The organism is Testudinibacter sp. TW-1, assembly GCF_050613185.1.
Classification (GTDB): domain Bacteria; phylum Pseudomonadota; class Gammaproteobacteria; order Enterobacterales; family Pasteurellaceae; genus Chelonobacter.
The window spans coordinates 1,898,260-1,910,257 of record NZ_CP192511.1; the positions used below are offsets into that span (position 1 = coordinate 1,898,260).

The window sequence follows — 11,998 nt, forward strand, 5'->3', positions numbered from 1 at the left end:
ATTTCTCTCATTTTATTGTTTAATCGCTAACATAGAACCAAAATTAAAGCACTGAAACCATAATTCAACCTGCTCAAATCCCACTTCGCGCAACCGCACTTTATGTTGCGGAATCGAATCGGTGCGCATTACATTTTCAAGTGCAGTGCGTTTCTGGCTGACTTCCAACTCGCTATAACCGTTGGCACGCTTGAATTCATGGTGCAGATCGATTTGCAACTCGTTGATAATCGAATCATCAAAACGGAATTTTTCCGACAGCACCAACACGCCGCCGCGATTCAAACCGCGATAAATTTTTTGCAACAGCAAAGTGCGGTCAGCCGGTGGCAGGAATTGCAGGGTGAAATTCAAAATCACCATCGACGCATTTTCAATCTCGATATGGCGAATGTCATCGCACATAATTTCAACCGCACTTTCGCCGTGATAAGCCTCAATATGGCGGCGGCAACGCTCGATCATCGCCGGCGAATTATCCACCGCAATCAGTTTTACATTCGGCTGTTTAATATTGCGCCGCGCCGACAACGTCGCCGCCCCACGCGAACAACCGAGATCGTACACTTGCGTATTCGGCTGCACAAACCGCTGCGCCAGCATGCCAATCGCGGTGATGATATTGGAATAACCCGGCACGGAACGCTGGATCATATCGGGAAAGACTTCGGCAACCGCCTCGTCAAAGGTAAAATCACCGATTTTCTCAATCGGTGCGGAAAATAGCGTATCTTTGTTCATTTTATAGTCAAAATCAGTAAAAGTGCGGTTATTGTACGCAAAAGGCGCAAGGGCGACAAATGCTTTTGTGGGGCAATTTTTTTAGGGTTTGTTGATGTTTGTTTATATTTTGAGTTGTCGTTTAAAATTAGCGCAATCTAGGCGTAAGCCGAAACCAATAGCGAGACTATTGGTGAGGATGACAACGAGGAGTGGCTAATTTTAAACACAACCCGCAGGGCTATGACTCTTTTTCGCCACTACGGCGTTAAAAGCCGTTCGTTTAGAATAACTAAACTTCATGTTTTTTGCCTTGTATTGGCGAAAAATAGTCTAAGCACGGACCATTGCCGCTAAGTAACTTGGCTAAATTCAAGTTAAAACCGGTGCTGGCAGCGGGACAGACCGCACTTGGCAAAAATGAGCTGGTCGAGCCGTGGTTCGAACTGAGCAAAGCGCAAAATCCGCTGACCATTGATTTTAGCCTCGGTTACAACGATCGGGTTGTGTCGCAAATCCGGATTGCGGCGCTGGAATACCTTAAAACAATATCTCGTTCAGCATGAGCGAGGTGGTGATTGATTCCGACACCAACCTGCAAGGCATTGGTGATGTTAAGCTGAGTTGGGATCATCTTGCTCTCTCGGGAAAAGCGGATGATAAAAATTCGCTTAAAAACAATGAATTGAGAATAAGAGGAATAAAACTGGATAGCTTGTTGCAACCGACCCAGTGGCAAGATCTGGCAATCGGCACGCAAACTTTGGCGATCAAAGAAATGGCATTGGCGATTCAGTCGGATGAAGCGAGTGACAGCGTTCCGGTTGACGGACAAGCGACGCCTGAGCAGGATGAAAAAGCACAGCGTGCGGCGCTGACGATTCTAGCGAAAAAGCCGGAATTGCAGTTTTCACCGCTGGCGTGGAGCAACAGCGGCGGTATCAGCCGGTTAACGCTGGATTTGGGGATCAATTTTACCGAGTCAGATAGCGCGGATGAAACGGTAAACCCGGATCCTTTACGCTTTTTGTCCAAATTTGATTTTAATGCGGAAATCGACAAAAAAATGTTACAGCAATCGCTGACCCAGATTGCCAACGTTAAAAGTGAAACAGAACAGGAGAGGTTGACGCCGGAACAAATCACGCAAGAAGCAGATGAAGGCTATCAACATATGTTGCAATTGTTAACCGAAAACAGATCATTTATTGAAACCCCGGAGGCTTTTAGCGCAAAAGCCTTGTTGGAAAACGGGCAATTAAAATATAACGGGGAAGTCGTGCCGCAGGAAACGATCGAGCAAGTGTTTATGACCGCACTTTTTGCCTTGGGGCAGGCGTTTTATAGCGATGACGGTTTGGAATATGACGAGGACTACGCTAATTCGTTATACGATGAAACCGACAGCGAAGCGGCGGCATTTGGTGAAGATGACGACGAGTTGCTCTTACCGAGCGGCGAATACGATTTATCGATTCCGAATTTATCACCGTCGGATTTGCAAGGCTTGCCGCCGGCAATGCCGTAATAATCGTTTTACTCTCTCAGTGCGGTTGTTTGACCGCACTTTTGCTTTCATCTCGCCCAAGCGATAAAGCTGTTCATTCCGGCGTAAAATTCCGTTATAATCCGCCAGTTAATCTTCTCAACTTTTTTCCGTCTTGAGAATCGGGAATTCAATTTAAAATCAGCAAGGAACACAGATTATGATGCGTACACACTACTGCGGCTCGCTAAATCGTAGCCATATCGGACAAGAAGTAACACTGAGCGGTTGGATTCACCGCCGCCGTGATTTCGGGGCGATGATTTTTGTCGATTTGCGTGATCGCGAGGGCATTGTACAAGTGTTTTTTGATCCGGCACAGCAAGCGGCATTTGACGCGGCGGCTACGTTGCGCAATGAGTTTTGTGTGCAAATTCAAGGGGAAGTGATTGCGCGCACGGAAAAAAATATCAATCCGGATATGGCGACCGGCGAAGTGGAAGTGCTGGCGAAAGGGCTGAAAATTTACAATAACGCTGCCGTGTTGCCGTTGGATTTCAACCAAAACAACACCGAAGAACAGCGTTTGAAATACCGTTATTTGGATTTGCGCCGCCCGGAAATGGCGCAACGGATCAAAACCCGTGCCAAAATCACCAGTTTTGTACGCCGCTTTATGGACGAACACGGTTTCTTGGATATCGAAACCCCAATGCTGACCAAAGCCACGCCGGAGGGCGCGCGTGACTATTTAGTGCCGAGCCGGGTGCATAAAGGCAAATTCTACGCCCTGCCGCAATCGCCGCAACTGTTCAAACAATTGCTGATGATGTCCGGTTTCGACCGTTATTATCAAATCGTGAAATGTTTCCGCGATGAAGATTTGCGTGCCGACCGCCAACCTGAATTTACCCAAATCGATGTCGAAACCTCGTTTATGACCGCCGAAGAAGTCCGCGCGGTGATGGAGGAATTGGTACGCGGCTTATGGCAGCAGACTATCGGTGTGGATTTGGGCACGTTCCCGATTATGACTTACGCCGAAGCCATGCGTCGTTTTGGTTCGGACAAACCGGATTTGCGCAACCCGTTGGAGCTGGTCGATGTTGCCGATTTGCTGAAAGAGGTCGAATTTAAAGTGTTTAACGAACCGGCAAATGATCCGAAAGGGCGCGTTGCGGCGTTGCGCGTGCCGAACGGGGCGACGTTGACCCGCAAACAAATTGACGAATATACCCAGTTTGTTGCGATTTACGGCGCGAAAGGCTTGGCGTGGCTGAAAGTGAACGATATCGCCGCCGGCATTGACGGCGTGCAAAGCCCGATTGCCAAATTCTTATCGGCAGAGGTGCTAAGTGCGGTCTTGGCGCGTTTGGACGCGCAAAACGGCGACATTATTTTCTTCGGTTCGGATAGATACAATATCGTGACCGACTCGATGGGTGCGCTGCGTTTGAAAGTCGGCAAAGAGTTAGGCTTGACCCAAGCGGATCAATGGAAACCGCTGTGGGTGATCGATTTCCCAATGTTTGAAATGGGTGACGAGGGCGAATTGGCGGCAATGCACCATCCTTTCACTTCACCGAAAGATTTCACGCCGCAACAACTGGCAGCCGAGCCGACAAGTGCGGTCGCCAATGCTTATGACATGGTGATCAACGGCTACGAAGTGGGCGGCGGCTCGGTACGGATCTTCGATCAAAAAATGCAGCAAACCGTGTTCAATATCTTGGGCATTAACGAACAAGAGCAACAAGAAAAATTCGGCTTCTTGCTCGACGCGTTAAAATTCGGCACGCCACCGCACGCAGGCTTGGCATTCGGCTTGGATCGCCTAACTATGCTCTTGACCGGCACGGACAATATCCGCGACGTAATCGCATTCCCGAAAACCACTGCCGCCGCGTGCTTAATGACCGACGCGCCAAGTTTTGCCAATGAACAGGCGTTGAATGAGCTTGCCTTAACGGTAACGAAAGCGTAAATGTCACGATTTAAACGCCCCGAATCGGTGTTGGTGGTGATCTATGCCACCGATAGCCAACAAGTGCTGATGTTGCAACGTAATGATGATCCTGCGTTTTGGCAGTCGGTGTCGGGCAGTTTGGAGGCGGGCGAAACCGCACTTTGCGCCGCAAAGCGTGAAGTGGCGGAAGAAACAGGGCTAAGTGCGGTCGGTTTGGTCGATTGTCAACAATCCGTTGATTTTGAGATTTTTCCGCAGTTTCGTCATCGTTATGCGCGTGATGTTACCCATTGCCACGAACATTGGTTTTTGTTGCCGTTGGCGCAAGAGTGCGAAGTGCGGTTGAGTGAACATTCGGCGTATCGTTGGGTGACGGCAGAGCAGGCGGTGACGATGGCCAAATCGTGGAACAATGCGGCGGCGATTGAACAATTTTTACTAAAATAAACAAACAGTTAAAAATAAATAGCAAGAGGAAATCAAGATGGCAGGCCATAGTAAGTGGGCGAATATCAAACACCGCAAAGCGGCGCAGGACGCACAACGCGGCAAAATTTTTACCAAATTAATCCGTGAATTGGTGACAGCGGCGAAAATCGGCGGTGGTGACGCAGGCGCGAATCCGCGTTTGCGTGCGGCGGTGGATAAAGCGCTTGCCAGCAATATGACGCGCGACACCATTAACCGTGCGATTGAGCGCGGCGTGGGCGGCGGCGATGATACCAATATGGAGACCCGTGTATATGAGGGCTACGGTCCGGGCGGCACGGCGGTGATGGTGGAGTGTTTGAGCGATAATGCCAACCGCACCATTTCACAAGTGCGCCCGAGTTTCACCAAGTGCGGTGGCAACTTAGGTACGGAAGGCTCGGTCGGCTATCTGTTCAACAAAAAAGGCTTGATTTTGATTGCGCAAGGCGATGAAGACAGCTTAATCGAAGCGGCAATCGAAGCCGGTGCTGATGATGTGCAACCGCAAGATGACGGCAGTTTTGAAATCTATACCGCATGGGAAGAACTGGGCGCAGTGCGCGACGGCATTGAAGCGGCGGGTTTTAAAATTGAAAGTGCCGAAGTGTCGATGATTCCGTCAACCACAGTGGATTTAGATGCCGAAGCCGCACCGAAATTATTGCGCTTGATTGATATGCTGGAAGAGTGTGATGATGTGCAAAACGTGTATCACAACGGTGAAATCAGCGATGAAGTCGCGGCGTTGTTGTAGTTTAGATTTATTTTTTACTGTAATAATTAAATAATGCCCTGAAATCAGGGCATTGCTATATGGAGAAAAATATGGCAAATATTATTAATGCAATCATTAATTTAGTTAGAGAACCACAATTTAGATTGCGTGAATATGCAACAGGTCGAAATCGTGCAAATAACATGGGTGAATCTTTAGAAGAATATATTAAAGATTTATTTGCTGATACGGTAAATGAAAATAACGAACAGATAAGAACTGAAAAAATTTCTTCAACTTTCAGTTACTTAGGTAATCAGAATAATCCTCCAGATATGATTTTAAAGCAAGGTGATGCAATTGAAGTGAAAAAAATTGAGTTGCCTAATTCGAGTCTAGCGTTAAATAGTAGTTATCCAAAAGCAAAACTATTTTCTTCAAATCCAATGCTTAAGAAAGCTTGTCGTGAATGTGATGGTGGTAATTGGATTGAAAAAGATATGATTTATAGCGTTGGTGTAGTTGATAATGATAAATTAACCTCTTTATGTTTCGTTTATGGTGATGATTATTGTGCTACACAAGATGTTTATGAACAAATTAAAATGTATATAAAAAAAGGGATCACTCAAATTGAAGATGTTGAATTTTCTGAAACTAAGGAATTAGGTCGAGTAAATAAAGTTGATCCATTAGGAATTACCTATCTAAGAATTAGAGGTATGTGGGGGATTGAAAATCCATTTACGGTTTTTAATTATATTTATACTAGGAATCCTAATTGCTCCTTTAATTTTATGGCAATTATTAATGATGAGAAGTTCAATTCATTGGAAAATAAATCTGATTTACTTTCTAACGTGGAGAAAAATGATTCATTGGTTATTAATGATATTAAGATTAAAGACCCTAATAATCCAGCTAAACTAAAAAATGCAAAGCTAATTACCTTTTCATATAGTGAGGCATGATGAATATTGTTAGTTTATTTTCAGGAGCAGGTGGTTTAGATTTAGGCTTTGAGCAGGCAGGATTTAAAATTATCTTTGCAAATGAGTATGATAAAACAATTTGGGCTACTTATAAGAAAAACCATTCAGCTTATTTAGATACCCGAGATATTAGAAAAATATTATCAAATGATATTCCAGATTGTGATGGAATTATTGGAGGACCACCCTGTCAATCTTGGTCTGAAGCAGGATCATTGAAAGGCATTAATGATCTTCGAGGACAGTTATTTTTTGATTACATTCGTATCATTCGAGAAAAACAACCTAAATTTTTTCTAGCTGAAAATGTAGTTGGAATGATGTCTAAAAGGCATGAAGAGGCAGTTGAGACTATCAAAAAGATGTTTATTGACTGCGGGTATAATCTTACGGTTAATTTAGTCAATGTATCTGATTATGGCATTCCACAAGATAGAAAACGTGTTTTTTACATTGGGATAAGAAAAGATTTGGATAAGGATTTCAAATTCCCAGTTAATACATCAGTAAAAAGAACATTGAAAGATAGTATTTTTGATTTAAAGGATAGTGCTAAACCAGCACGAATCAAAAATAAAGCTAATCGAAATTTAGAAATATTAAATCATGAGTATTTTGAAGGTGGATTCTCGACTATTTTTATGAGCAGAAATAGGGTTCGTCAATGGGAAGAGTTTGGTTTTACGGTTCAGGCTAGTGGACGACAAGCACAATTACACCCACAAGCACCAATAATGCCTAAGATCGATAAAAATAAGCATATTTTTGCTGAAGGATATGAATATTTGTATCGAAGAATGACTGTTCGTGAATGCGCGAGAATTCAAACATTCCCAGATGATTTTGAATTCATTTATGATAGTGTAGATACTGGTTATAAAATGGTGGGCAATGCTGTTCCAGTTGAAATGGCAAAAATTATTGCAAGTAGTATAAAAGAGCAAATTTTTCTATGACAATCATTCTAGGTATTGACCCCGGCTCGCGTGTTACAGGCTACGGCGTGATTCGGCAGAACGGGCGTAAGTTGGAATACCTCGGCAGTGGGGCGATTCGTACCGCAGTTGAGGATTTGCCGCTCCGTTTAAAGCGGATCTATGCCGGTGTGAGTGAGATTATCACCCAGTTTCAGCCGGACATGTTTGCGATAGAGCAGGTGTTTATGGCGAAAAACCCCGATTCCGCTTTGAAATTGGGGCAGGCGCGCGGGGTGGCGATAGTCTGCGCCACCAATTTTGATCTGCCGGTGTTTGAGTATGCGGCGCGTTTGGTGAAACAAACGGTGGTCGGCAGCGGGGCGGCGGACAAAGTGCAAGTGCAGCATATGGTCACTCGGATTTTAAACCTGTCGGCACAGCCGCAAGCCGATGCCGCCGATGCGTTGGCGATTGCGATCACCCACGCCCACAGTTTGCAGCATTCCCTCCAAATCGGCAAAACCGCCAGCACCGCACTTCAAGCTGAAAAGTGCGGTTTGAGTCTGAAAGCCCGTTACAGCCGCGGACGTTTTCGCTTAAAAGCTGAAAAATAACTGGTTATTTATACAGTTTTATTTTATGCTATGCCACATCATACGAATTAAAGAGACATCATTATGATCGGACGTCTACACGGCACATTATTGGAAAAACAACCGCCTGAAATTTTGCTTGATGTGCAAGGCGTTGGCTATGAGTTGCTACTGCCGATGACCAGTTTTTACCACTTGCCGGAAGTCAATCAAAGCGCAACCCTGTTCACCCATTTGGTGGTGCGCGAAGATGCGCATTTATTGTTCGGCTTTGCCAGCAAGCAAGACCGCACTTTGTTCCGTGAACTGATTAAAACCAACGGCGTCGGGCCAAAACTGGCGTTGGCGATTTTGTCGGCAATGTCGGTCGATGAGTTCGTTTTTGCGATTGAACGCGAGGAATTATCCAAATTGGTGAAAATTCCCGGGGTCGGTAAAAAAACGGCTGAACGGTTATTGGTTGAATTAAAAGGCAAATTTGCCAATGTCAAAAAAGCCGATTTCTTTGTGCAGCTGCCGGGCGGCAGCCGTCACGAATTGGATTCGAGCGCACCGAATTATGAAGATGATGCGGTGGCGGCGTTGGTGGCACTGGGCTATAAACCGCTTGATGCGGAAAAAATGGTGAAGCGGATCGCGAAACCGGAATTCACCAGCGAGCAGTTGATCCGTGAAGCGTTAAAAGCGGCGTTATAAATAGGGTAAAAGAGCGGTATGATTGAAGCAGATCGGATTATCAGCGCAAGCGAAATCGGCGAAGAAGATGTATTGGATCGCGCGATTCGCCCCAAATTGCTGAAAGATTATGTCGGGCAGCAAGCGGTGCGTGAGCAGATGGATATTTTTATTCGGGCGGCGAAATTGCGCCAAGACGCGCTCGACCATCTGTTGATTTTCGGCCCGCCGGGTTTGGGTAAAACCACGCTTGCCAATATTATCGCCAATGAAATGGGGGTGAATATCCGCACCACTTCCGGCCCGGTATTGGAAAAAGCCGGTGATTTGGCGGCAATGTTGACCAATCTGGAAGCGCATGATGTGCTGTTTATTGATGAAATTCATCGTCTCTCACCGGCGATTGAAGAAGTACTGTATCCGGCAATGGAAGATTACCAACTGGATATTATGATCGGCGAAGGCCCTGCGGCGCGTTCGATTAAACTGGATTTACCGCCGTTTACCCTTGTCGGCGCAACCACGCGCGCCGGTTCATTGACTTCCCCGCTGCGCGATCGTTTCGGGATTGTGCAGCGCTTGGAATTTTATTCGGTTAAAGATTTGACTTCAATCGTGGCTCGCAGTGCCAACTGCTTAAACCTGCACATCGTTGAAGGGGCGGCATTGGAAATTGCCCGTCGCTCACGCGGCACGCCGCGTATTGCCAACCGTTTGCTGCGTCGCGTACGTGATTATGCCGATGTGAAAAATAACGGTTTAATCAGTATCGAAATCGCTCAAGCGGCATTGAAAATGTTGGATATTGACGCTAAAGGCTTTGATTACATGGATCGCAAATTGTTAAGTGCGGTGGTGGAGCGGTTTGACGGCGGACCTGTCGGTTTGGATAGTCTGGCGGCGGCAATCGGTGAAGAACGGGAAACCATTGAAGATGTGCTAGAGCCGTATTTGATTCAGCAGGGGTATTTGCAGCGTACTCCGCGCGGACGGATTGCGACGTCAAAAACCTATCTGCATCTCGGACTGGATACAGATAAGGCTTAGCCGTTAAAAATCATTAAGGTTGCAGTTGTTGTTTCTTGATGTTGTTGAGGGCAACTAAACCTTTATCACAACTTTTAATTTGCACTTCGCGTTCTAAAGCCAAGATTTGTTTTTTGCTTTGTGACAATTTGCTTTTAATGTTGGCAAATTGGGTATGGGTTCCCGGTTGTTTTTCCGCTTCTTTGATCAATTGTTCTGTTTCGCTGAAAAGTTGATTACATTGTTGAGGGATACTGCCAGCTTCAATAATTTGATTTTTTGTCGTTGTGGTATTGGCGGATACACCGATACTAAACAATGCGATACTTGCAGTGAACAGAAATTTTTTGAACATTTTTTGCCCTTTTCTCAGTGAGAATATAAAAAATAACGCAATAAAACAGAGTTTATTTTTTGGTTTGTTGCTATGCGTTGAACGAGAATATTTCTTAATTATAAAAACCTTCCACAACATAGCAAAACAGGATAAAAATGTCTATAAAATCAGCGTAAAAATTTGTGAAAGAGGCGTAATAACCAACTTTATTAATCGGGTATGCGTATAAAAAATAGCAATAATTTCAAAAAATTGATTTGTATCATAATGGCATTTTAGACGAAGATCGCATTTTTTGAGATATCTCCCAAAATGTAGCGGAAAAAGTAAATTTTATGTTTTTAATGCGTGAATTACAGAGTATCATAAGCGGGAAGGAATCGGGCTTTTTTGAAGATTTATCTAAATGTGTTGTTATAAGCCGTTTAGATAAGTGTTTGGGAAGGCCGATTTTATGACATCGGTATATTATTTGGTGTCAATGGGGTGATTACAAAAGTAATCAATGTCAGAGGAACTTGTAGTATATACAAGGAGTTGAGATGTTAGATATTGTTGAACTCTCGAGATTGCAGTTTGCATTAACTGCTCTGTATCACTTTTTGTTCGTACCGCTCACATTAGGACTTTCCTTTATTCTTGTGATTATGGAAACCCTGTATGTCGTGACCGGCAAAGAAGTGTACAAAGATATGACCAAATTCTGGGGTAAATTATTTGGTATTAACTTTGCGTTAGGGGTAACAACCGGGATTACAATGGAATTCCAGTTTGGTACCAACTGGTCATATTATTCGCATTATGTCGGCGACATCTTCGGTGCGCCTTTGGCTATTGAAGCATTATTAGCCTTCTTTATGGAATCGACTTTCGTCGGGTTGTTCTTCTTTGGTTGGGACAGACTCTCTAAAGGCAAACACTTGATGGCGACTTATTTAGTGGCATTCGGTTCTAACTTATCCGCCATGTGGATTTTGGTGGCGAATGGCTGGATGCAGAATCCGATTGGTTCCGAATTTAATTTCGAAACCATGCGAATGGAAATGACCAGCTTTATGGATTTATGGCTGAACCCGGTCGCACAAAGTAAATTCTTACATACCTTATCTGCAGGTTATGTTTGCGGTGCGATTTTCGTGCTCTCCATCAGTTCTTACTACATTCTGAAAGGTCGCGATTTAGGCTTTGCCAAACGCTCGTTTTCAGTGGCCTCTTCTTTCGGCATGATTGCGATTATTGCGGTATTGTTGATGGGAGATGAATCCGGTTATGAAATCGGACAAGCGCAACCGGTCAAACTGGCGGCAATGGAAGGCGAGTGGCATACTGCGCCGGCGCCGGCAGATTGGAATATGGTGATTATTCCGAACGAAGCCGAAATGAAGAATGATTTCGCGATTCAAATTCCTTACGCCGCCGGGATCATCGCAACCCGCTCTTTAACCAAAGAAATCACCGGGTTGACAGAACTGCGTGAAATCAATGTACAGCGCGTGCGTAACGGGATCATCTCTTACGGCTTGTTACAAAAATTGCGGAACGGTACGGCAACGGAAGAAGATAAAGAACTGTTCAAGGTTTACCAAAAAGATCTTGGTTTCGGCTTATTGTTAAAACCTTACACAGACAATGTATTGGATGCGACGGAAGAACAAATTCAACAAGCTGCTAGCGATACGATTCCGAAAGTCGGTCCGACCTTCTGGTCATTCCGCGTGATGATGTTTGCCGGTGGTTTGATGTTATTGTTGTTGATTGGCGCATTTGCGCAAACCGCACGTAAAACGATTGGCAATAGCCCGTTATTGTTAAAAGGATTGCTGTACGGTTTACCATTGCCGTGGATTGCGATTGAAAGCGGTTGGTTCTTGGCGGAATATGGTCGTCAGCCATGGGCTATTTATGAAGTGTTACCGGTCGGTGTGGCAAACTCTGCCCTAACAACAGGTGATTTGTGGTTCTCAATCGGTTTAATCTGTGCGTTGTACACGATTTTCCTGATTGCAGAAATGTATCTGATGTTCAAATACGGACGTTTGGGCCCAAGCTCATTAAAAACCGGCCGTTATCATTTTGAACAAACAGCGAAATAAGTAGGAG

At 44.9% G+C, this 11,998-nt stretch carries 13 protein-coding genes; 11 read left to right on the top strand and 2 right to left on the bottom strand.

Annotated elements, in window-relative coordinates; all coding sequences use genetic code 11:
• Positions 1 to 12: 12 nt before the first annotated feature.
• Positions 13 to 741, bottom strand: a complete 729-nt coding sequence (gene cmoA / locus ACQ31U_RS09095; RefSeq protein WP_431051357.1) for a carboxy-S-adenosyl-L-methionine synthase CmoA — start codon at positions 739 to 741, stop codon at positions 13 to 15.
• A 326-nt stretch (positions 742 to 1,067) separates the two neighbouring features.
• Here cmoA and ACQ31U_RS09100 point away from each other — a divergent pair, with 326 nt between their 5' ends.
• The 10 genes from ACQ31U_RS09100 (at position 1,068) to ruvB (ending at position 9,582) form a co-directional block, all read left to right on the top strand.
• Positions 1,068 to 1,286: a DUF945 family protein gene (locus ACQ31U_RS09100; protein ID WP_431051359.1), complete on the top strand. Its 219-nt coding sequence runs from the start codon at positions 1,068 to 1,070 to the stop codon at positions 1,284 to 1,286.
• Positions 1,287 to 1,294: 8 nt separating this feature from the next.
• Positions 1,295 to 2,248 (top strand): DUF945 family protein, encoded by a 954-nt coding sequence (locus ACQ31U_RS09105; protein WP_431051361.1) that lies wholly within the window; start codon positions 1,295 to 1,297, stop codon positions 2,246 to 2,248.
• A gap of 178 nt (positions 2,249 to 2,426) precedes the next feature.
• Complete coding sequence (aspS, locus tag ACQ31U_RS09110) at positions 2,427 to 4,190, top strand: aspartate--tRNA ligase (RefSeq protein WP_431051362.1); 1,764 nt, start codon at positions 2,427 to 2,429, stop codon at positions 4,188 to 4,190.
• Positions 4,191 to 4,619: a dihydroneopterin triphosphate diphosphatase gene (nudB, locus tag ACQ31U_RS09115; RefSeq protein ID WP_431051364.1), complete on the top strand. Its 429-nt coding sequence runs from the start codon at positions 4,191 to 4,193 to the stop codon at positions 4,617 to 4,619. It abuts the gene before it with no gap.
• Between the two features lie 37 nt (positions 4,620 to 4,656).
• On the top strand, positions 4,657 to 5,397 hold the full coding sequence (locus tag ACQ31U_RS09120; RefSeq protein WP_431051366.1) for a YebC/PmpR family DNA-binding transcriptional regulator: 741 nt from the start codon (positions 4,657 to 4,659) through the stop codon (positions 5,395 to 5,397).
• A gap of 71 nt (positions 5,398 to 5,468) precedes the next feature.
• Complete coding sequence (locus tag ACQ31U_RS09125; RefSeq protein ID WP_431051368.1) at positions 5,469 to 6,329, top strand: NgoPII family restriction endonuclease; 861 nt, start codon at positions 5,469 to 5,471, stop codon at positions 6,327 to 6,329.
• Positions 6,326 to 7,306, top strand: a complete 981-nt coding sequence (locus tag ACQ31U_RS09130; protein WP_431051370.1) for a DNA cytosine methyltransferase — start codon at positions 6,326 to 6,328, stop codon at positions 7,304 to 7,306. The genes ACQ31U_RS09125 and ACQ31U_RS09130 overlap by 4 nt, the downstream gene beginning before the upstream one ends.
• A complete protein-coding gene (ruvC, locus tag ACQ31U_RS09135) occupies positions 7,303 to 7,881 on the top strand; it encodes a crossover junction endodeoxyribonuclease RuvC (RefSeq protein WP_431051372.1) in 579 nt (192 codons plus the stop codon). Before ACQ31U_RS09130 ends, ruvC begins: the two co-directional genes overlap by 4 nt.
• 63 nt (positions 7,882 to 7,944) lie before the next feature.
• Entirely contained in the window at positions 7,945 to 8,556 is a 612-nt protein-coding gene (ruvA, locus tag ACQ31U_RS09140; protein WP_431051374.1) for a Holliday junction branch migration protein RuvA, read from the top strand.
• Positions 8,557 to 8,574: 18 nt separating this feature from the next.
• Entirely contained in the window at positions 8,575 to 9,582 is a 1,008-nt protein-coding gene (ruvB, locus tag ACQ31U_RS09145; protein WP_431051376.1) for a Holliday junction branch migration DNA helicase RuvB, read from the top strand.
• Positions 9,583 to 9,595: 13 nt separating this feature from the next.
• Here ruvB and ACQ31U_RS09150 read toward each other — a convergent pair whose 3' ends face one another.
• Positions 9,596 to 9,916, bottom strand: a complete 321-nt coding sequence (locus tag ACQ31U_RS09150) for a DUF5339 domain-containing protein (protein WP_431051378.1) — start codon at positions 9,914 to 9,916, stop codon at positions 9,596 to 9,598.
• Between the two features lie 524 nt (positions 9,917 to 10,440).
• Here ACQ31U_RS09150 and ACQ31U_RS09155 point away from each other — a divergent pair.
• Positions 10,441 to 11,991 carry a cytochrome ubiquinol oxidase subunit I gene (locus tag ACQ31U_RS09155; protein ID WP_431051380.1) on the top strand — a complete coding sequence of 517 codons (1,551 nt, stop codon included), beginning with the start codon at positions 10,441 to 10,443 and terminating at the stop codon, positions 11,989 to 11,991.
• Positions 11,992 to 11,998 lie beyond the last annotated feature (7 nt).

Bases quoted from the DNA above. Each gene is read 5' to 3' on its own strand.
- cmoA (WP_431051357.1), bottom strand. From the start codon at position 741: ATGAACAAAGATACGCTATTTTCCGCACCGATTGAGAAAATCGGTGAT.
- aspS (WP_431051362.1), top strand. From the start codon at position 2,427: ATGATGCGTACACACTACTGCGGCTCGCTAAATCGTAGCCATATCGGA.
- nudB (WP_431051364.1), top strand. From the start codon at position 4,191: ATGTCACGATTTAAACGCCCCGAATCGGTGTTGGTGGTGATCTATGCC.
- ACQ31U_RS09120 (WP_431051366.1), top strand. From the start codon at position 4,657: ATGGCAGGCCATAGTAAGTGGGCGAATATCAAACACCGCAAAGCGGCG.
- ACQ31U_RS09125 (WP_431051368.1), top strand. From the start codon at position 5,469: ATGGCAAATATTATTAATGCAATCATTAATTTAGTTAGAGAACCACAA.
- ACQ31U_RS09130 (WP_431051370.1), top strand. From the start codon at position 6,326: ATGATGAATATTGTTAGTTTATTTTCAGGAGCAGGTGGTTTAGATTTA.
- ruvC (WP_431051372.1), top strand. From the start codon at position 7,303: ATGACAATCATTCTAGGTATTGACCCCGGCTCGCGTGTTACAGGCTAC.
- ruvA (WP_431051374.1), top strand. From the start codon at position 7,945: ATGATCGGACGTCTACACGGCACATTATTGGAAAAACAACCGCCTGAA.
- ruvB (WP_431051376.1), top strand. From the start codon at position 8,575: ATGATTGAAGCAGATCGGATTATCAGCGCAAGCGAAATCGGCGAAGAA.
- ACQ31U_RS09150 (WP_431051378.1), bottom strand. From the start codon at position 9,916: ATGTTCAAAAAATTTCTGTTCACTGCAAGTATCGCATTGTTTAGTATC.
- ACQ31U_RS09155 (WP_431051380.1), top strand. From the start codon at position 10,441: ATGTTAGATATTGTTGAACTCTCGAGATTGCAGTTTGCATTAACTGCT.